The organism is Mesorhizobium sp. M1D.F.Ca.ET.231.01.1.1, assembly GCF_003999155.2.
Taxonomy (GTDB): Bacteria; Pseudomonadota; Alphaproteobacteria; order Rhizobiales; family Rhizobiaceae; genus Mesorhizobium.
Window position 1 is genome coordinate 178,975 of the sequence record NZ_RZOZ02000012.1, and the last position, 18,296, is coordinate 197,270.

Below are 18,296 nucleotides of genomic sequence, written 5' to 3' on the forward strand. Positions count from 1 at the left end.
TAACCTCTAACCCCCTCAAGCTGTCCGGGTTCCGCAGGCCGAACGTGATCCATTTCACGGAAGCGTCGGGCCGAATGTCGGAATCGACAGGGCAGCGACATAATTCGGTCGGATTATTTGCATTCAAATGACTTCCGTGACGTTAGGGTAACGTTGCGGGCATGCGGACTTGAGGAGGGTGAGATGATGACGGCGAAGCTTCACGGCGTCGAACTCGTCAAGGGCCAGAAGTGGACGGTGCGGGTCACCGCCTATGGCACCACGCTGACCTTCCCCTTCGAAGCCGAGCAATATGCCCGCTCCTATGCCGACGGCCAGGCCTTCCGCCTCGGCGTCGAGGTGATCGAGCTGAAGGACTGCGCGTGACTAGGTCCGGCGCACAGACACCACCAGGCAGACACAGAGCCCCACATTGAGCGTTGCGGCAAGCGCCAGCGTCGTCAGGACGAGGTTGGCGCCGCCCGCGCCGAGAAGCAGCGCCCCAATCGACGGAGCCGCCGCCTGGACGATCAGGCTCGGCGTCGCGAGCCTGCCCATGAGCGCGGCGTATCGTTGCGGATCGAACAGGACGAGCGGCAGGGCCCCGCGCGCGATCGTATGGATGCCGTTGCCGGCGCCATAGAGGATCAATGCCAGGGCGATGAGGGCCGGGCTCGCAAGCAGCAGCCAGACACCGGCCGCAAGTAGCGATACGGATCTCAGCATCGTCCAGATCGGGTGATGCCGGTTGCGGCCGATCAGCATCTCGGCCACGCGCGCGCCGACCTGTGACGGACCGACCAAAGCTCCAAGGCCGACCGCGGCCGCCAGGCCCACCCCGCGAAGCTGCAGCAGGGCAAGGAGATGGACTGAGAGCATGGATGCTATCAGTGCCGCCACGGTCTGGATGGAGGCGAGCAGGATGAGACGTGTCCTCGTCCGGCCGGTGGTCGACGGCTGCTCCAGCCCGGTTGCAGCCGGCGCCGGCGTCGGCAGCGGCGGAGGCGGCGGTATTGCGCAGAGGTGAAGCGGCAGGCAGAGCAGAAGGTGGATCGCGGCGTAGCAAAGGCACGCGATGCGCCATCCTTCATGCTCGACGAGGAAAGCGCTGAGCGGCCAGCAGACCGTGCTGGCGAAGCCGCCGAACAGCGTCAGGCTGGTGATCGCGCCGCGCGCGCCCTGTCCATAGAGGCGGCCGAGCGTGGCGAAGCCGGCATCGTAAAGGCCGCTCGACATGCCCAGTCCCATGAACAGCCAAGCAGCCAGGTAAAGTGGATAGGCTGTGGCGGCCGCCATCAGCAAATGCGCGGCCGCCAAAAGCAGCGAACTCGCGGCAAGCACCGGCCGGCCGCCGTGACGCTGGATCAGCCGCCCGGTGATCGGCGAGACCAAGCCCGCAAGCAGAAGCCCGCAGGAGAGCCCGGCAACGACCGAAGCCAGCGACCAGCCCGTGTCGGCGGCGATCGGCGCGGCAAGCACGGCTGGCAGATAGAAGGAAGATCCCCAGGCGAGGATCTGCGTGACGCCAAGCGCCGAGACGAGGACATGGCGATTGCGAGCGACAGGTGCCGCGGCTTCCAATCAGGCTTGCCCCGGCACGTAGCCGACCTTCTCGCCATCCTCCTTGACGAACTCGCGCACCGGATTGTCAAGCAGCGGGAGCACCGCCTCCGACGGCCGGCAGAGCCTGGTGCCCTTAGGCGTCTCGACGATCGGCCGGTTGATGAGGATGGGATGGGCGAGCATGAAGTCGACCAGCTCGTCGTCGCTCCATTTCGGGTCGCCAAGGCCGAGCTCGGCGTAAGGCGTTCCCTTCTCCCTGAGTAGCTCGCGCGGGGTGATGCCCATCGCCGCGATCAGCTCGAGCAGCCGCTCGCGGGTGGGCGGGGTCTTCAGATATTCGATCACCACCGGGTCCTCGCCGCTGGCGCGGATCATGGCGAGCGTGTTGCGCGAGGTGCCGCAGGCGGGGTTGTGATAGATCGTGACGGTCATGGGTTGGTTCTCGGGCTCGGCCCTCAGGGGTTGGGATGCTTGATGGTTTCGGGCTGCAGCAGCCAGCCCATCAGCGCCAGCGCGATCAAGGCGCCAAGCAGCTCGGCGACGATGAAGCCGGGCAGATCGGCCGGCCTGATGCCGGAAAACGTGTCGGTGACCGAACGCGCCAGCGCGACGGCCGGATTGGCGAAGGAGGTGGAGGCGGTGAACCAGTAGGCGGCGGTGATGAAGAGGCCTACCAGCCAGGGCACGGCCCGCCGCTCGAAGCGAATGCCGGCGAGGATGACGGCGACCAGCCCGAACGTCGCGACAACTTCCGAGAACCATTGCGCCGGTCCGGCGCGCAGCTTCGTCGCGAACTCCAGCACCGGCAGCGTGAACATGAGATGGGCGGCAATGGTGCCGGCGATGCCGCCGGCGAACTGCGCGGCGAGATAGGCCGGCAGATCGTGGGCCGACAGCGTCCGGTTCAAACAGAAGACAAGCGAGACGGCCGGATTGAAATGGGCGCCGGAGATCGGTCCGAGGATGGTGATCAGCACCACCAGCATGGCGCCGGTCGCAAGCGTGTTGCCGAGCAGCGCCAGCGCCGTGTCATGCGTCAGCCTCTCGACCATGATGCCGGAGCCGACCACGGTCGCCACCAAGAGACCAGTACCCAGGGCTTCGGCAACGGCGCGTCGCGGAAGATCGTAGGCGGTCACTGCCGGCTCCCCTCGCCCGGCCGGCAGCAAGGCGCGGCAAGCGCCGGCGCGCAGATTTCGGGGCGGCCCGAGCAGCAATCCTCCATCAGGAACCGGATCAGGCCGGACAGCGCGTCATATTCGGCGCTGTAGACGATCGAGCGTGCGTCCCGCCGCGCGCTGATCAGGCCGGCGCGCTCGAGTTCCTTGAGGTGGAAGCTGACATTGGAGGGCGAGACCTCGACCTGCTCGGCGAGCGAACCGGCGGCGATGCCATCCCGTCCTGCGACAACCAGCAACCGAAGCAGCCTCAGCCGCGTGTCCTGCGACAGCGCGCCAAAGGCGATCAGGGCTTGACGTTCATCCACGTTTCAATAATCCTTGAAATGTTGAAATGAGGATTAGCCGACATGCTCTCTCCTGACAACCGCAAAATCGCCCCCATCCTCGCCATCGACCCGTCGGATCTCACCATCGGCGACCTGCTCGACGCGCTGGCTGACCACAAGGACAAGCCGCTGGTGTTCCGCTATGGCGGCCGGCCGGTTAAGCCGGGCTACCATGTGACCGAGGTCAAGGCCGGGCAGTTCTCGGCGCTGGATTGCGGCGCCAATCCGGAATCCTGGTCGGAAATTTTCGTCCAGCTATGGGACGTCGACGAAGGCGGTCCGGTGCACATGCCGGCCGGCAGGTTCATTGCCATCATCCGCAAGGTCGCCGACCACGTCGCTCTCGACCAGTCCGCAAGGCTGACCTTCGAAGTGAGCGACGGCATCCGGCCGATGGAATTGCATCGGGCGACGCAGCCGGCACTGGCCGGCGGCACCGTCGGGGTCGAGCTGTCGCCGCGGCCGGCAAGCTGCAAGCCCCGCGACCGCTGGCTGGAAGAGCAGAAGGCGGCCGATGCATCTTGGCGAGCGGCAAAGCCTGTTGCGCCTGACCGGATTGTCGGCGCTGGTCTTCTGGCGCAGGAAAATTAGCGATCTCTTGTATTTCTCGCAAATGAGGCTCATGCTGGGATCAATGTATGGCAACCTGATGCGCAGCGGGGTGGTATAAAAAGGGTAAGGCGTCATGGGATTTGCAGTCTGCTATGATCACGGCGGATGGATCTGGCTTTGTCGATCTTCCTTGGTGTCACGGCGGTTTTCATGCTCATGGCGCCGTTGGCCGTTGCGCGGCTGATCGCGATATCGCGGGCGGATCCGAATTCAGTCGGACAGCTTCAGACGGCATAACGGCTGAAGGCCGCCCTACCGCGGGGTGACCTTTGGCATAGGAGCATCACCGAACAGCGCCGAGCAGTCGATCTCGTCGCGGAAAAGCGCATCGGGATCGAGCACCAGCCATGACGTGTGCGTGCGAAGGTCCCTTAGCCTGGCGTTCTTTTCCGCGCGCGCCTGGCGCTCCGCCTCGGCAAGCGAGGCAAGGGCCGGCCTCTCGGCCTTGTGAGGGAAAGAATTCTTCGGCATAGCGACACAAAAACGCGGTCGCCCCGCTTTGCGTTCCGCCGGAAGCCGCGCGGTCAATGCCGCCTTTTTTCTCGATCGCGAGCCGCTTGAATCCGTTTCAGCGCGATGCGCTTTTGGCACCTTCCAACGGCCATTCGCATCCGGCCGCCGCGATGGCGTTAACCCCTTCCCGGGACGCAGGACCAAGGTCGGTGTCGCAATCGCCGCGACTGGCCTATAATCTTTGCCATTGGTGGGGTGAATCGCGCGTATGCTCAGCGAGACTTTGAAACGACTTTTGCAAGTCTGGAGCGGGCTGTCGCTGGCCTGGCAGTTCGTGATTGCCGGCGGTATCGGACTTTTGGCCGTGATGCTCGTCGTCGGCCTCTGGGTGACGTCGCAGATCCGCGAAGGCGTGATGCACAACTCCGCCACCACGACAGCGCTCTATGTCGACAGCGTGATTGCGCCGCTTTTGCCGGACCTGCGCAAGAGCCGTGAGCTCGACGACACGGTCAAGCGTGCGCTGGACGAGACGCTTGGCCAGGGCGCGCTCGGCAAGAGGCTGGTGTCGTTCAAGCTGTGGCGGCGCGACGGCACGGTGCTCTACGCTGACGACTCGTCGCTGATCGGCAAGAGCTTTCCTGCCAACCCGAATCTGATCTCGGCCTTCGGCGGCAATGTCGTGGCCGAGTACAACGACCTCGACGACGATCCCGAAGCGGGCGAAGAGAAAGCGGTGAACGCGCCGCTGTTCGAGATCTACAACCCCGTGCGCGAGCCCTGGTCGGGCGAAGTGGTGGCGGTGTCGGAATTCTATGAGATCGCCGACGACTTCCAGCAGACGCTGAACTCGGCGCTCAGATGGACCTGGCTGGTGGTGGCCGGCGCCACGGCGGCCTCGCTGGCGCTGTTGTCGGGCATCGTCTTTCGCGGCAGCCGCACCATCCAGACACAGCGCGCAGCGCTCGAGGCCAAGGTCACCGAGCTGCAGTCGGCGCTGGCGCAGAACTCATCGCTTCGCCAGCGCGTGCAGCGCGCCTCGCGCCGCGCCACCGCCATCAACGAGCGCTATCTGCGGCGCATCGGCGCCGACCTGCACGACGGCCCGGCGCAACTGGTGGCGCTTGCCGCGCTCAGGATGGACAGTCCGGTGCTGGTCGACCCCGCCACGCCCAAACCGCAGCGCGAAGCCGAGATCGCAGGCATCCACAAGACGCTCGGCGAGGCGATGCGAGAGATACGCGGCATCTGCAACGGCCTGGTGCTGCCGCAGATCGAGACGCAGGCGGTCGCCGACATATTGCGGCTGGCGGTCGCCGAGCATGAGCGACGCACCGACACCAAAGTGCTGCTGACGCTGCCGGAGCGCTTGCCCGAACTCGGCACCTCGGAGAAGATCAGCATCTATCGGTTCGTGCAGGAGGGGCTGAACAACGCCTACCGGCACGGCAAGGGCAAGGGCCAGCAGGTGAGGGCCACGATGAAGGGCGGCAAGCTTCTGGTCGAGGTGCAGGACACAGGTCCGGGCTTCAACCCCGCACGGAGCGAAGGCCTGGGGCTCGCCGGCCTCAGGGAGCGTATCGAAAGCATCGGCGGGCAATTCGAGACGCTTTCGGGTCCTGGAGGAACGAGACTGGTAATCACATTGTCTGTCGAGGAGCAGCCGTGACCACACCCATCCGCATCGCTATTGTCGACGACCATCCGCTGTTTCGTGAGGGCGTGGCGCGCAGCCTCGGCGAAATCGGCGGCTTCGAGCTTGTGGGCGAAGGCGCCAGCGCCGAGGACGCCGAAAGGCTGGTCCGCGGCAGCACGCCCGACGTGCTGCTGCTCGACATCAGCATGCCGGGCGGCGGCCTCACCGCATTGGCCAGCATCCTTTCGGCGGCGCCTGAGCAGAAGATCGTCATGCTCACCGTGTCCGAGACCAATGCCGACGTCGCCCAGGCGCTAAAGGCTGGCGCGCGCGGCTATGTGCTGAAAGGCGTCGGCTCCAAGTCGCTGGCCGAGATCCTGCGCGACGTCGCCAACGGCCAGAGCTACGTCTCGCCGACACTCTCGGCGCGGCTGCTGTCGGACCTCTTGCAGCCCACCAGCCGCAAGCCCGACCCGCTCAGCCAGCTCACCGGCCGCGAAGCCGAGATCCTGAGGCTGGTGGCCGAGGGCCTGAGCAACAAGGAGGTCGCCGCCCGGCTGTCGCTGCAGGAAAAGACGGTCAAGCACCACATGACCCGAGTGCTCGCCAAGCTCAACGTGCGCAACCGGACGGAGGCAGCGCTCTTGATGCATGAAGCGAAGGAAAGACCGTAGTTAGGGGAGCAGGGCAGTAAGGGAGTAGGAAAGAAAGCGTTCTGCCCCACTCCCTATTCCCCTACACTCCCCTAAAAAGGCAATCACCCCCGCCTCCGGACGGCGGGGGTGACATGCGAGGGTGCGGGAAAAGGGGGTAGCTTCTCTCAACCCTCACAAGCCTAGCAGACGGGCCTGATCCTTCTCGGTCGCCCAGCGCTCGACGATTGTGCGGCCTTGCGCATCCGTCATCTCGAAGCGTCCGTTCTCGATCTCTTCCTTCATGCCGTTGCGGTGGGTGACGGTGATCTTATTGCCGTCGATCTCGACGATGTCGCCCGTCGTCGCATTGACGTGGCTGGCGGCACTGCCGCCCGGGTTGGTGTTGCCTTTGCCGTTGTTGTTGCCCGGACCGGCATTGGCATTGCCGCCACCGGCATTGCTGTTGCCTGAATTGCCACCGCTGTTGCCGCCACCGCTGTTGCCGCCACCGTTGCCGCCGCCATGACCGTTGCCGGCATAAGCGGTGGGCACCAGAAGCTTGGCGAGGCTATCGGGGGTGAAATGACCAGTCGCGACAACAAGCGCCAGCGCGGCCGCAGCGCGCAGCGTAAGGCGGACAAACCTTCTGGAGGCGGGTTCGCGCATGCTATCCTTGGTTCATGCCGATTCCGCCTCGGCCCTGCCGAAGTTCCGCTCTCAGCCGGGCCAAGGCGAAACCGGTTTACTAACCGGAAAAAGATTCACGGTTTGGTAAGCCTACGGAAGCGGCCCACGACCCATGCCATGCCCGGTCGGACCTTTTTTGCAACCACCTGGGGACCATCGTCGCAACTAGAGGGCGTCGCGGTGAAGCGTACCCAGGCGAGGCGCCTACTCCTTGTTTTGCGCATGTCACCGTCCCCAAAACCGCTGCGGACGACATACTTGGAGGGAGAAGGAATTCGAAGCCGCGACTGCAGCTGCGTTAACCAAATCGCTTGGAAATTGTCCGGCAATTCATTATGACTATGGCCTGCGAGAACCACGCGGACGCCCAACGAGCCGCGGCATACTACGGCGCAGCTGTCTCTACTTGGATGCGAAAAGCACCGTAACTCTTTGATTTGCGTATGGATTGTGTCTTCCCGCCTTGCGGGGCCATGCGCCAAGAGCCCGACTTACCCGGCAGCCATCCCAAGGGCCCCAAAAAAGTACCCCCGCCAAAAGGCGGGGGCAAGGTGAGCAGCGGGAGTTCTGTCATAAGATGATCAGGACCGAAGAGACGAAGCAAAAGGTGGCAACCTGATTTTGCAGCGCTGGCCTTTGGTCCCTTAAAGATCTAATCCAGATAGAACCTCGCTCTCACAAACTTTGTTCTCACAAACTCTTCAGGCGATTGAGATCGGCCATTGTGGCCTTGCGCTCGACGATGGTGCGACCAAACTTGTCCTCCATCCTGAACCTGCCGTCCTCAACCGTCTCCTTCATTCCGTTCCGGTGCGTGACCTGGATCCCGCTGGCACTGACCTCGACCTTGTCGCCGGTCGCGGCGGTCACATGATCGTCGACATCGGCGGTGCTGCTTGCGGCACTGTTGGAGGCACTGTTCGTTGCGCCCTTGCTGTTGCCGCTGTTTCCGGCACCGTTGCTGTTTCCGTTGTTGCCGCCCGAGTTGCCGTTCCCGTTGTTACCGCCGCCGTTACTGTTTCCGTTGCCGCCCCCGCTATTGCCGCCGCCGCTATTGCCGCCGCCGCTATTTCCACCGCCGTTGTTTCCACCGCCGTTGCCGCCCTTGCCGGCATAGGCCTTGGCCACGACAGGACCATCGAGGGAGAGATGAAAAGGCGCGACAACAAGCGCCAGCGCAGTGAGCGCCCGCAAGACATGCCTGCAGCCCATGCGCGATACGCGCATCCCATTCTCCCCTTGCCAGCCATCCGACCCTTCGGCCGAACTACCCCACCGGCAATGTCGCAGCATCAGCATCCCCAATCAGCGCGTCGTGGGGAAGTGGCCCACGACCCTTGTCTTGTTTTCTCGGACCTTTTTCGCAACGATATCGGACCTAAGTCCTATCTCAACCATCGGATGCGGTCGGGCGCGGCTGCGCGCACAGCTTTTTTGGCGGCATGCATCGGGCCTCAACCAGTCGACGGAACCGGCGCTCTCGCTGTCACGGCCGCGCCGAAGGCGGCGGCGATCACGGCGCCGATACCGGCGCATTGCAACACGCTCAGGCTCTCATGCAGGAACAAAAAACCGGTCAGCGCGCCGCCCGCGGGCTCCAGGCAGACGATCATGCCATAGACTTTCGCCGGCATTCTGGCGAGCACCATCATCTCCAGCCAGAAGGGCAGCGCGCTGGAGAACAGTCCGACGACGACCGCGGTCGCCAGGACATGCGGGTCGGCGAGATAAGGTTCCGCGGCGGCGAAACCGAAAGGCAGCGCGACCAGCGCGGCGATCGCCATGCCGTAGGCCGAGGTGCGGGCGCCAAGCCCGGCGCCGGCCTTCTGCGCGAAGATGATATAGAGTCCCCAACAGCCGCCGGCGGCAAGCGCAAGCAGCACGCCCACCGGATCGAGCCCGCGGCTGACATCGGCGAAAGGAGAAAGCAGCACGATGCCGGCGACCGCCAGCACCACCCAGACGAGGTCGAGCAAACGCCTTGAGCCAAGTGTGGCGACGAAAAGCGGGCCGGTGAATTCGAGCGCCACGCAGATGCCCAGCGGGATGCGCTCGAGCGCGTTATAGAAGAGCAGGTTCATGACCGAAACGGTGACGCCATAGGCGGCAAGCCAGGGCAGTCCCGTTCGGGTCGGCAGCACTTTCCATGGCCTGAGCACCGCCGCCAGCATCAGCGCGCCGATGACGAGCCTGAGCATGGTCGTGCCCTCCGCCCCGAGGACCGGAAACAGGCCCTTGGCAAAGGCGGCGCCCACCTGCACCGAAAGAATGGCGCCAAGCAGGCCCACGACGGGCAAGGCGCCCAGCTGCGCCTCCGGTTTTGCGATCGGCGTCGACGTCACTCCATCCCCCTGCCCGCATGGTCGGATGCGGAGATAGGGCTTGGCGGCCGCGCTGTCGTGAGGCAGCGGGCGAAGGATGATGGGACAAGGCGCCCGTCACGTTGCCGGCAGGCTGCTGCGCTGCACAAATCCTTGAAATTCAAGGGACTTTCTCACGGGTTCGATCGAGGATCGACGCCCAACGACCGAGCCTTTCTTTCAATACTCCTAACATACTCGTTATGGTTGTCGGCGCGATCGCCGAACATCTCTTGCGATAATACTGCTCGAAACTCAGACCAACTGCCCATGAGTACATAGGACCATTGGATGCCTCGGGAATATTTTTGAACGAAAACTATTTCCTCCACTCCTCCCCATCACATCTTTATTTCAAAGACGTAAGGATTTTGTGTTGCACCGCAACATCGGCCGCGACAATCGTGGACCGGGGGCATGCCTGGTTGGAGGCTGCCATTATTTTGACTCGGAAGGGCATTCCGCTGGCCGAAGAGGATTGCGCCCTCGGCCCCGACGGAGATTTCTCGGCAGGCGGCCGCGCGGTTTGCGCGTCCTATGCTCCCTGTCACCGCAAAGCTGCCGGACGCCGCTGATGGCGAACGCGCGCGACATCCAGTTGGACGCGTTGCGGGCCGTTGCCGTGACGCTGGTGCTTTACGCGCATTTCCTCGCGCCCGGCGGCTCGTCCTTCCTCGGCCATCTCGGCGTCCGGCTGTTCTTTGTGCTCTCCGGCTTCCTGATCACCCGGCTCCTGCTGGAGGCGCGCGACGCCGCCCAGTTCGAGGCCGGACCGGCGCTGCGTTCCTTCTATGCCAGGCGCGTGATCCGAATCTTCCCGCCCTATTTCGCGGTGCTGGCGCTCGTCTGGTTTACAGACCTGGAACAATCCAGATCGTCCCTCGCCTGGCATGCTCTCTATCTATCGAATTTCTGGTACGCGCTGCGCAACGATTGGAACCCCTGGCTGCTCTGCCATTTCTGGAGCCTCAGCATCGAGGAGCAGTTCTACCTGGCTTGGCCGCTGATCGTGCTTCTGGCGCCGCGCAGGCGCATCGAGGCGATCACCATCGGCGTCATCTGCTTCTCGCTCGCCTACCGCTTCTACTGGCCGATCGCCGCCGACCCGGCTCTCGCCAGGGACCTGTTGCCGCCGGCTTCGATGGACGCGCTTGGCTGCGGCGCCCTACTTGCCGTGCGCCGTGCCAGGGGCGCCGACGTGCCGCGATGGATGCGGCTCGGCTGGCCCGCCTTAGCGGCGGTTTTCCTGCTCGCCGTCTGGTCGGATCCGGGGCCGGCGGATTCGGCATGGGAATGGCCGCGCTGGCTGTTGGTGCAGGTGCTGCCGCTGGCGCCAATGGCGGCGATCGTCGCCGCCTGCTCCACCGGCCTCGGCGGCACGCTGGGCAGGCTGGCGGAACTCCCCCCGCTGCTGGGGCTCGGCCGCATCAGCTACGGCGTCTATCTCTACCACCCGATCCTTCTCGCCTACGCCGTCAAGGCGCAGCCGTGGATCCCGCTCAACGTCTCGGAACAGGGACCGGGGCGATTCGTCGTCGCGGGCACGGCGACGCTGATCGCCGCCTCGCTCTCCTGGGCGTTCTTCGAAAAGCCGCTCAACGGCCTCAAGCGCTATTTTCCTTATGTCGCGCGGCCACGCGCGCCGGGCGAGGTCGATTGGACCAGCCAAGCGGCTGGCGCGCTCGACCTTCAGCGAACCGAGGCAAGGCGATAATGGCGAGCGCGCCCCTCATCTCCGTGCTGCTGCCGGTCTACAACGCCGAGCCCTATGTCGCGGCTGCAATCCAATCGATCCTGCGGCAGGACTACGGCCGGCTTGAGGTCATCGCCATCGACGACGGATCGACCGACAAGTCGCTGGAGATCCTCGAGCGGTTCCGCGGGGACGACAGCCGCGTCTCGATCATCTCGCGCGAGAATCGCGGCCTCGTCGCCAGCCTCAACGAAGGGCTGCGGATGGCACAAGGCGAGCTCGTCGCGCGCATGGACGCTGACGACTTCGCCTATCCGTGGCGACTGTCGCGGCAGGCGGCGCTGTTTGCCGCGCGGCCCGAGCTCGGCTTCTGCGGCGCGCTCGTCGATCCGCTGCTCCATGGCCGCATCGCGCGAGGCCGGCCCGATCCGGTGTTCCGCCTCGGCCTTCCCGTGCTGTCGAAGTTCTTCACCATCTTCATGCACCCGACGGTGGTCTACAACCGCGACGTCATCGCGGAAGCCGACCTCCATTACGACGGCTCCTACCGACATGCCGAGGATTTCGACCTCTTCCGCCGGCTCACCGACCGCTACCCGGCGGCACTGATGGAGGAAAGCCTGCTCATCTACCGGGTGCACTCCGGCAGCGTGACCAGCCGGCACACCCGAGAGATGCGGCGCACCCATCTCAAGATCGTGGCAGAGAATCTCGAACCCGAGGGCCTGGCGGAGGATGGCGCGGACCTGCGCGCCATCGGCGATCGCGTCTCCTTCGAGACTGTGCGCCGGGCAGCGGAATTCATCCGCGCGCTGGAGGGGCGGATCGCCGCCCTGCCCGATACGACGCGGCCGAGCTTCGAAGCCGGCGCGCTGAACCTGTTCTATTTCCTCTACCAGCTCGTCAACGATGAGGCGCGGCCGGCGCTAACGCATGAGCTTTTGACGGCGACCGGGAAATGGAACGCGATCCGCCGCCGCGAGAAATACGCGCTCAGCCCCGGCGCCTGGGCGCCCTGGCTGAGCCAGGCCTCAATGTGGGCCGGCAAGCAGGCGGACAAGATGGCCTATCGTTTCAAATCCGCGCCGGCGGCATCGGTGCTCGCGCCTTATAGAATGGGCGCGGCATGAGGTTGGGCGTCGCGGACCACTCCTCACCCCCCACAAGGGGGGAGATTGACAGCTTCGGCGCGGAGCTCTCCCCATGAACGCCGAGCGCCATCCTCTGCTCCTGCGCCTGGCCCTGCCCGCACCGCCCTGGCCCCGGCAGCGGCCGCAGGTCTCCTTCATCGTCTGCACGCGCGACCGGATCGCGGTGCTCAAGACCTGCATCGCCTCGATCCGGGCCGCCTGCCTTGCGCACCCTGCCTTCGCGGCCGAGCTGGTGGTGGTCGACAACGGCTCGCGCGATGGCACGGCCGAGTACCTTTCGCGGATCGCCGCCGCGTCCGACATCGCGCTCACCGCAATCTCGGAGCCGCGCCCCGGACTTGCGGCGGCGCGCAATGCCGGGCTGGCGCGGGCGCGCGGGCGCGTGCTGGTTTTCATCGACGACGACTGCCGGCTCGAACGCAACTACCTCGTCGACCTCGAGCGGCACTATGCGAGCGGCGAGAAATGGCTGATCCGCGGCGGCCGCGTCGAGATCGGCGACGCGCGCGACCTGCCTTTCACGATAAAACGCTGCGAGAAGCGCGAGCGGCTGACGCCATCCGTCCATCCGGGCGGCTTCGTGCTCGGCTGCAACATGACCATGCACCGCGACGTCGCCGCCCGCATCGGCCTTTTCGACGAACGCTTCGGCGCCGGCGGCGCGCTGCGTTCGGCCGAGGACACGGACTATCTGGTGCGCGCCATGCTCGCCGGTATAGCGGTGGAATACGTGCCCGACATGACGATCTTCCACCATCATGGCCGGCGCGACGGCAAGGCGATCGGCCGGCTGCACCGCGACTATCATTTCGGCAACGGCGCGCTCTGCCTAAAGCACATCCGCCGCGCGCCCTGGCTGCTGCGTCATTTCTACTGGGCGGCCCGCGCGGCGCTGCGCGAGCTCGCCGGCGGTCCGAAGTTCGACGGCGATCTCAAACTGTCGCACTGGCCGATCGTGCTGATGAACCTCGCCGGCGCGGCGAAGTTCGCGCTTCTCGTGCTCGCCAGGCGGCCGGACCGGCAGCCACGGCTCGCCGAGGAAACCACCGAGGCCAGCGCGGAGGCCGGCGCGCGATGAACGGGCGCCCGACACTGTCGATGCTGCGCCGCGCCCTCGGCCGCCGGCAGCTCGGCCTGCTGCCGGCCGTCGTCGCGCTCGGGCTTGCGAGTGCTGCGCTCGAAGGTTTCGGTATCGGGCTGATCATCCCGCTGCTCGGCATCATCATGGGGCATGGCGACACAAGCGGCATGGCCGGCTTCTCGGCGCTGCTACAGAAGATCGGCGCAGGGCTCGGCGAACGCGAGCGGCTGATCGCGCTTGCGGCCGCGATCCTCGGCTCGATCCTGTTGAAGAACCTGCTCGCCTTCGCCAACTCGGTGCTGACCGCCCATATCTACGGCAAGGCGAGCCAATCGATACGCGGCGCGCTGGCCGAGCGCCTGCTCACCGTCGGTTATCCTTTCTTCCTGAAGGAAAGCCCGGGGCGACTGCTCAACGTCATCTCCAACGAATCCTGGCGCGCTTCCGACGCCATCCAGGGGATACTCGGCGCGGTGGTCAGCGCTTCGGCGGCGGTCATCCTGCTCGGCTTCCTGCTGCTGTTATCCTGGCAGATGACGCTCCTGGTGATGCTAGGGCTGGCGCTCGTGCAGGCGGCACATATGGCGCTGTCGGCGCATCTGAGGGCGCCGAGCCGCAGCGTGGCGGCGCGCAACAGCGGCCTTGCCTCACAGATGTTGCATCTCGTCCATGCCGGCCGCCTGATCCGCATCTTCGGTCAGGAAGCGCGCGAGAAGGCGGCGTTCGAGAAGGCATCGGACGGCGTGCGGCGGGCGGCCTTCCTGCTCTCCAGCCGCCAGGGCGCGCTGGCTCCGCTGACGGAGGTGCTTCACGCCGTGCTGTTCCTGGCGGTGGTGATCGGCGCCTGGCTGGCCGGCCTGAGCTTCCCGCTGGTCGCCGCCTTTTTGATCCTGCTCTACCGCCTGCAGCCGCATGTGAGAGCCCTGCAGATGACCTGGAGCCAGGTGCAGGGGCTTTCCGGCTCGCTGGAAGAGGTGACCTGGCTGCTCGACCCAACCGGCAAGCCGGCGCCGCCCGAGGGCAGCCGGCCGTTCGCGGCCTTAAGCGAAAAAATCGCCTTCGAGGGCGTGAGCTTCAGCTATGCCAATGAGGAGCAGCGCGCGGCGGTGCTGCACGCGGTGAGCTTCGATATCGCAAGCGGCCGCTCGACGGCGCTGATCGGCCGCTCCGGCGCCGGCAAGACGACGATCGTCAATTTGCTTTGCCGCTTCGTCGAGCCGGATGGCGGCAAGATCCTCGTCGACGGCGCGCCGCTCGGCGAGATCGACCCGGTCGCATGGCGGGCGCATATTGCCTTGGCCAGCCAGGAATTGGAGCTGGTGGACGGCACCATCCTCGACAACATCACCTACGGCAAGGACGAGGCGACGCCGGAAGAGGCGCGCCGCGCGGCCGAGCTTGCCGAGGCGCACGGCTTCATCGAAACGCTGCCGCAGGGCTACCAGACGGTGGTCGGCTATCGCGGCCTCAACCTGTCGGCCGGGCAAAGGCAGCGCATCGCGCTCGCCCGCGCGCTGCTGCGCGACCCCGACATACTGATCCTCGATGAGGCGACCAACGCGGTCGACGGGCTTTCGGAAGCGGCGATCGTTGAAACGCTGAAATCGCGCGCCGGCCGCCGCACCACCATCGTCATCAGCCACCACCACTCGACGATCTCGTTCTGCGACGACCTGGTGATCCTGGAGCATGGCCGGGTGAGGAAGCAGGCGCCGTTCGCGGAGCTGGCGGCGCGCAGCATGGATGAATTGTATCAGCCGGAGTGAGAGATTTTTGCCGGGCTCTGCCCTGAGAAGCTGGCGCGAAGAAGAGGCGCGGCGGAGCCGCGACGGAGAGGGGATGGCGCCGGCGTCCTACCTCCCCCTTGTGGGATGGGGGTCGGCGCAGTCCCCGCCCCGATCCGCTCCGCGGATCGACCCTCCCCACAAGGGGGTGGGTAAAGATCACCCAGCCATGGCCAGCGGCACGGCGCTCTTGTTCGGGATCTGGATGTCGATCTCCAGCGTCGACATCGTGGCGCCGCGGTCCATCGAGACCTGGAGATAATCCTGGTCGATCTGCACGTGCTTGGCGATGACGGCCATGATCTCCTCGCGCAGGATGGAGACCAGGTCGGGCTGGCCGCGGCTCTGGCGCTCATAGGCGAGCAAGAGCTGCAACCGCTCGCGCGCCACTGGGGCGCTGGTGCGCCGCTTGAAGAGGTCGAGGATGCTCATGCCGCCCTCCTTCCGAGAAGCCGGTCGAGGAAGCCCTTGCGTTCGAAGGGGACGACCACCGGCAGGTCCTCGCCTTCCAGGCGTCTTGCCGCTTCGAGATAGGCCTTGGCGGCGGAATTGGTCGGTTCCGAGAGCGTGACCGGCGCGCCGAGGTTCGAGGCCCTGAGCACATCCTGGCTTTCCGGGATGATGCCGAGCAGCGGCGTCGACAGAATCTCCAGCACGTCGTCGATCGACAGCATCTCGCCGCGCGACGCGCGGGCGGCATCGTAGCGGGTGACCAGCACGTGCTTCTGGATCAGCTCGCCCTGCTCGGCCTTCATGGTGCGGGCGTCGAGCAGGCCGATGATGCGGTCGGAATCGCGCACCGACGACACTTCCGGGTTGGTGACGATGACAGCCTCGTCGGCGAAGCGCATGGCGAGCTGGGCGCCGCGCTCGATGCCGGCCGGGCTGTCGCAGAAGACATAGTCGAACACCGAGCGCAGCCGCGCGATGACTTCGGCCACGCCCTCTTCGGTCAGTGCGTCCTTGTCGCGTGTCTGCGATGCGGGCAGCAGGTAGAGCGTCTCCAGCCGCTTGTCGCGGATCAGTGCCTGCGACAGTTTTGCGGTGCCCTGGATGACGTTGACGAGGTCGAACACCACACGGCGTTCGGCGCCCATGATGAGGTCGAGGTTCCTCAAGCCCACGTCGAAATCGACCAGCGCCACCTTCTTGCCGGTCTTGGCCACGGCGGCGCCGAGCGCGGCCGTCGAGGTCGTCTTGCCAACGCCCCCCTTGCCCGAAGTGACCACGACTACCTTGCCCATATATCCAGCCTCCATTGGCGTTTTTATTCATGACCGTGCCCGGCACGGCGGGATTCTTTGTCAGCTTCGCACGCGAAACCGGTCCGAAGCTTGCGGCCAAAAACTCAGCCGAGCGGCACCACGCACAGCGCATCGTTGTCGAGGAAGGCCTGAACTGCCTTGCCGCGCGACACGCCTTCCATCTCCTCGGCCGTGGTGTACCAGCCGTCGACGGCGAGCAGCTCGGCCTCGTTCTTGCGGCAGAAGATGCGCGCCGAGACATTGCCTTCGGAGCCCGCGATCGCGCGACCGCGCAGCGTGCCGTAGACATGGATCGAGCCGCCGGCGACGATCTCCGAGCCGGACGCGACCGAGCCCAGCACGATGACGTCGCCATGCGGGTGGAACACCGACTGCCCGGAGCGGATCGGCGCCTTGATCATCAGCGTGCCGGCGGCGGGCTCATGCCTCTCGACCACCCTGTCCGGCTCGGGCTTCGCCGCTTCCGGCTTTGCCTCATCGAGCTTCACCAGATCGTCCTGCGGCGCCCTCACCTGCCCGGGCTGAATATCCTCGACCGCGGCCGTGTCGACCGTGATCTCTTCGGCCTTGGCCTTGCGCGCGGCCCTGCCCAGCAGGCCTTCGGCGGTGGCTTCCTTGGCGCCGCCAAGCAGCGGCGGCAGTTCGGGCCCGAGGTCGGCGCCCTCGAGCTCGATGGCGTAGACGCGGATGCCGCGCGAGCCGAGCACGCCGACCAGCGCCCCAATCTCTTCCGGCCCCGGCTTCAGCGTGTTCAAATCGAGCACCACCGGGCGGCCATCGAAATAGCCCGGCGAGTTGCCGATCCAGTGATCGAGTCCCTCCAGCCAGTCGTCGATGGGAGCTTCCGGGGTGAGCGTGAAAGCGACGAATGAGCGGGCGCGGAAGCGGATGGATTTGTTGTGCAACGGGGCGGCGAAGGTCACGACCAGGCGAATCCTTACTCAATGGTTAAAGGGTGCCGGGCGAATGGTTAACAAAAGGTTAATTTCGGAGGGGGCGGCGGCCGTTAAGAGCTGACGCGGCTAACTTCTGTGGCGGGGCAGCCACACGGGCCTGTTCGCGCACCGCTGCCCGCTGAAGACCCACGCCGGCACGGGCCGGACATGTGAAATTCCTAATATACGAAGCGAGCATCCAGCGGCACCATCCGGCACGGTTAATTTTCCATTTCCTCCAGAGCAAGGGGACCTGGCATGCGCATCGATCAGGCAAGCAGCAAGCAGGCGGGCAGCAAGCAGACGGGCAGCAAGCGGGCAGGCAGCAGGCGGGCAGTCAGGGCAAGCGCGGCAATCGCCGTGTTGTTGGTACTGGCGGGATGCTCGTCATTCCGGATGAGCGGCAGGAGCATGTACCAGACGAGCAGCATTGCCGCCTACCAGGCGAACGGCATGGACCAGTGGCTGACGACGGACAACGCCAACGAGGTCGTCAATCAAATGGCCGCGAAGGGATTGATACCGGAGACCATCGACTGCCGCTTCGCCGACACCCGGCCCGGCCAAGTGGCCTACGTCTCGAAATTCACCTGGAAGCGAGCGCCCGCCAACACGCGCTACCACTGGGAAGTGGGGGATCCGACCTATCTCGCGAGCAAGGAAGTGAAGGCTAACCGCGTTGGGCTGCGGCGGCTGTTCGCCAAGGCCGTGCGTGATGCGGCGACGGGGCAGACAGTGGGGTGCTCGATCTGGGCAGGTTAGTTCCGACAGACCGGCCCTGGGCAGATTAGAGCAATTCCAGGAAAAGTGTGAGCGGTTAGGTGTTTAGTCCCGGCATTTGATGGATTGGATCGAGCCTGAAGCGTTCAGGGTCCTTTGTCCAGCATTTGCAGATGTATTCGTAGGGGGTTAGCCCCGTCAGTGTCTTAAGCCGGCGCCCGAAGTTGTAAGCGTC

The 18,296-nt window shown here is 65.4% G+C and carries 20 protein-coding genes and 1 pseudogene; 9 read left to right on the forward strand and 12 right to left on the reverse strand.

The features are described from left to right. The first annotated feature begins 183 nt into the window (after positions 1–183). Positions 184–366: a hypothetical protein gene (locus tag EN874_RS26710; RefSeq protein ID WP_245468160.1), complete on the forward strand. Its 183-nt coding sequence runs from the start codon at positions 184–186 to the stop codon at positions 364–366. Here EN874_RS26710 and EN874_RS26715 read toward each other — a convergent pair whose 3' ends face one another. Genes EN874_RS26715 through EN874_RS26730 form a run of 4 tightly spaced genes read right to left on the reverse strand, consistent with a single transcriptional unit; the run spans position 367 to position 3,028 of the window. Next, entirely contained in the window at positions 367–1,560 is a 1,194-nt protein-coding gene (locus tag EN874_RS26715; protein ID WP_127427752.1) for an MFS transporter, read from the reverse strand. After that, on the reverse strand, positions 1,561–1,974 hold the full coding sequence (gene arsC, locus EN874_RS26720; protein ID WP_127427751.1) for an arsenate reductase (glutaredoxin): 414 nt from the start codon (positions 1,972–1,974) through the stop codon (positions 1,561–1,563). Positions 1,975–1,997: 23 nt separating this feature from the next. Further along, the gene (locus EN874_RS26725) at positions 1,998–2,681 is read right to left on the reverse strand and encodes an MIP/aquaporin family protein (protein ID WP_127427750.1); all 684 of its coding nucleotides are present in this window, start codon (positions 2,679–2,681) and stop codon (positions 1,998–2,000) included. Further along, entirely contained in the window at positions 2,678–3,028 is a 351-nt protein-coding gene (locus EN874_RS26730) for a metalloregulator ArsR/SmtB family transcription factor (protein WP_127427749.1), read from the reverse strand. The genes EN874_RS26725 and EN874_RS26730 overlap by 4 nt, the downstream gene beginning before the upstream one ends. Positions 3,029–3,070: 42 nt before the next feature. On the opposite strand from EN874_RS26730, the gene EN874_RS26735 reads away from it, so the two are divergent. After that, positions 3,071–3,640 carry a DUF6428 family protein gene (locus EN874_RS26735; protein WP_245513690.1) on the forward strand — a complete coding sequence of 190 codons (570 nt, stop codon included), beginning with the start codon at positions 3,071–3,073 and terminating at the stop codon, positions 3,638–3,640. Between the two features lie 273 nt (positions 3,641–3,913). Here EN874_RS26735 and EN874_RS26740 read toward each other — a convergent pair whose 3' ends face one another. Then, positions 3,914–4,132 (reverse strand): hypothetical protein, encoded by a 219-nt coding sequence (locus EN874_RS26740; protein ID WP_127427748.1) that lies wholly within the window; start codon positions 4,130–4,132, stop codon positions 3,914–3,916. Between the two features lie 250 nt (positions 4,133–4,382). On the opposite strand from EN874_RS26740, the gene EN874_RS26745 reads away from it, so the two are divergent. Then, positions 4,383–5,783 carry a sensor histidine kinase gene (locus EN874_RS26745; protein ID WP_127427747.1) on the forward strand — a complete coding sequence of 467 codons (1,401 nt, stop codon included), beginning with the start codon at positions 4,383–4,385 and terminating at the stop codon, positions 5,781–5,783. Further along, positions 5,780–6,424: a response regulator transcription factor gene (locus EN874_RS26750; protein ID WP_127427746.1), complete on the forward strand. Its 645-nt coding sequence runs from the start codon at positions 5,780–5,782 to the stop codon at positions 6,422–6,424. The genes EN874_RS26745 and EN874_RS26750 overlap by 4 nt, the downstream gene beginning before the upstream one ends. Before the next feature lie 153 nt (positions 6,425–6,577). Here the strand turns inward: EN874_RS26750 and EN874_RS26755 are convergent, their stop codons facing one another. The 3 genes from EN874_RS26755 to EN874_RS26765 form a co-directional block, all read right to left on the reverse strand. Beyond that, complete coding sequence (locus tag EN874_RS26755; RefSeq protein ID WP_127427745.1) at positions 6,578–7,051, reverse strand: hypothetical protein; 474 nt, start codon at positions 7,049–7,051, stop codon at positions 6,578–6,580. Positions 7,052–7,762: 711 nt separating this feature from the next. Beyond that, the gene (locus EN874_RS26760; protein WP_127427744.1) at positions 7,763–8,299 is read right to left on the reverse strand and encodes a hypothetical protein; all 537 of its coding nucleotides are present in this window, start codon (positions 8,297–8,299) and stop codon (positions 7,763–7,765) included. Between the two features lie 227 nt (positions 8,300–8,526). Further along, a complete protein-coding gene (locus EN874_RS26765) occupies positions 8,527–9,414 on the reverse strand; it encodes a DMT family transporter (protein WP_127427743.1) in 888 nt (295 codons plus the stop codon). A gap of 592 nt (positions 9,415–10,006) precedes the next feature. Here EN874_RS26765 and EN874_RS26770 point away from each other — a divergent pair. The 4 genes from EN874_RS26770 to EN874_RS26785 all read left to right on the forward strand — a co-directional run bounded on the left by EN874_RS26770 (position 10,007) and on the right by EN874_RS26785 (position 15,123). After that, positions 10,007–11,146, forward strand: a complete 1,140-nt coding sequence (locus EN874_RS26770; protein ID WP_127427742.1) for an acyltransferase — start codon at positions 10,007–10,009, stop codon at positions 11,144–11,146. Then, the gene (locus EN874_RS26775) at positions 11,146–12,255 is read left to right on the forward strand and encodes a glycosyltransferase (RefSeq protein WP_127427741.1); all 1,110 of its coding nucleotides are present in this window, start codon (positions 11,146–11,148) and stop codon (positions 12,253–12,255) included. The genes EN874_RS26770 and EN874_RS26775 overlap by 1 nt, the downstream gene beginning before the upstream one ends. A 73-nt stretch (positions 12,256–12,328) precedes the next feature. Further along, positions 12,329–13,354 carry a glycosyltransferase gene (locus EN874_RS26780; RefSeq protein WP_127427740.1) on the forward strand — a complete coding sequence of 342 codons (1,026 nt, stop codon included), beginning with the start codon at positions 12,329–12,331 and terminating at the stop codon, positions 13,352–13,354. Continuing rightward, positions 13,351–15,123, forward strand: a complete 1,773-nt coding sequence (locus EN874_RS26785; protein ID WP_245513691.1) for an ABC transporter ATP-binding protein — start codon at positions 13,351–13,353, stop codon at positions 15,121–15,123. Before EN874_RS26780 ends, EN874_RS26785 begins: the two co-directional genes overlap by 4 nt. A gap of 177 nt (positions 15,124–15,300) precedes the next feature. Here EN874_RS26785 and minE read toward each other — a convergent pair whose 3' ends face one another. The 3 genes from minE to minC all read right to left on the reverse strand — a co-directional run bounded on the left by minE (position 15,301) and on the right by minC (position 17,329). Beyond that, positions 15,301–15,573 carry a cell division topological specificity factor MinE gene (minE, locus tag EN874_RS26790; RefSeq protein ID WP_040973218.1) on the reverse strand — a complete coding sequence of 91 codons (273 nt, stop codon included), beginning with the start codon at positions 15,571–15,573 and terminating at the stop codon, positions 15,301–15,303. Beyond that, on the reverse strand, positions 15,570–16,385 hold the full coding sequence (minD, locus tag EN874_RS26795) for a septum site-determining protein MinD (RefSeq protein WP_126084806.1): 816 nt from the start codon (positions 16,383–16,385) through the stop codon (positions 15,570–15,572). Before minD ends, minE begins: the two co-directional genes overlap by 4 nt. A 104-nt stretch (positions 16,386–16,489) precedes the next feature. Further along, a complete protein-coding gene (gene minC / locus EN874_RS26800) occupies positions 16,490–17,329 on the reverse strand; it encodes a septum site-determining protein MinC (protein WP_127427739.1) in 840 nt (279 codons plus the stop codon). Between the two features lie 270 nt (positions 17,330–17,599). On the opposite strand from minC, the gene EN874_RS26805 reads away from it, so the two are divergent. After that, a complete protein-coding gene (locus EN874_RS26805; RefSeq protein ID WP_127427738.1) occupies positions 17,600–18,103 on the forward strand; it encodes a hypothetical protein in 504 nt (167 codons plus the stop codon). A gap of 55 nt (positions 18,104–18,158) precedes the next feature. Here the strand turns inward: EN874_RS26805 and EN874_RS26810 are convergent. After that, positions 18,159–18,296: pseudogene (locus tag EN874_RS26810) on the reverse strand (IS481 family transposase); the annotation flags it as partial.

What these genes read in the sequence shown, in the direction of transcription:
- minE (WP_040973218.1), bottom strand. Translation starts at nt 15,573, where the DNA reads ATGAGCATCCTCGACCTCTTCAAGCGGCGCACCAGCGCCCCAGTGGCG.
- EN874_RS26735 (WP_245513690.1), top strand. Translation starts at nt 3,071, where the DNA reads ATGCTCTCTCCTGACAACCGCAAAATCGCCCCCATCCTCGCCATCGAC.
- EN874_RS26760 (WP_127427744.1), bottom strand. Translation starts at nt 8,299, where the DNA reads ATGCGCGTATCGCGCATGGGCTGCAGGCATGTCTTGCGGGCGCTCACT.
- EN874_RS26740 (WP_127427748.1), bottom strand. Translation starts at nt 4,132, where the DNA reads ATGCCGAAGAATTCTTTCCCTCACAAGGCCGAGAGGCCGGCCCTTGCC.
- EN874_RS26780 (WP_127427740.1), top strand. Translation starts at nt 12,329, where the DNA reads ATGAACGCCGAGCGCCATCCTCTGCTCCTGCGCCTGGCCCTGCCCGCA.
- arsC (WP_127427751.1), bottom strand. Translation starts at nt 1,974, where the DNA reads ATGACCGTCACGATCTATCACAACCCCGCCTGCGGCACCTCGCGCAAC.
- EN874_RS26755 (WP_127427745.1), bottom strand. Translation starts at nt 7,051, where the DNA reads ATGCGCGAACCCGCCTCCAGAAGGTTTGTCCGCCTTACGCTGCGCGCT.
- EN874_RS26745 (WP_127427747.1), top strand. Translation starts at nt 4,383, where the DNA reads ATGCTCAGCGAGACTTTGAAACGACTTTTGCAAGTCTGGAGCGGGCTG.
- EN874_RS26805 (WP_127427738.1), top strand. Translation starts at nt 17,600, where the DNA reads ATGCGCATCGATCAGGCAAGCAGCAAGCAGGCGGGCAGCAAGCAGACG.
- EN874_RS26785 (WP_245513691.1), top strand. Translation starts at nt 13,351, where the DNA reads ATGAACGGGCGCCCGACACTGTCGATGCTGCGCCGCGCCCTCGGCCGC.
- EN874_RS26710 (WP_245468160.1), top strand. Translation starts at nt 184, where the DNA reads ATGATGACGGCGAAGCTTCACGGCGTCGAACTCGTCAAGGGCCAGAAG.
- EN874_RS26770 (WP_127427742.1), top strand. Translation starts at nt 10,007, where the DNA reads ATGGCGAACGCGCGCGACATCCAGTTGGACGCGTTGCGGGCCGTTGCC.
- EN874_RS26775 (WP_127427741.1), top strand. Translation starts at nt 11,146, where the DNA reads ATGGCGAGCGCGCCCCTCATCTCCGTGCTGCTGCCGGTCTACAACGCC.
- minD (WP_126084806.1), bottom strand. Translation starts at nt 16,385, where the DNA reads ATGGGCAAGGTAGTCGTGGTCACTTCGGGCAAGGGGGGCGTTGGCAAG.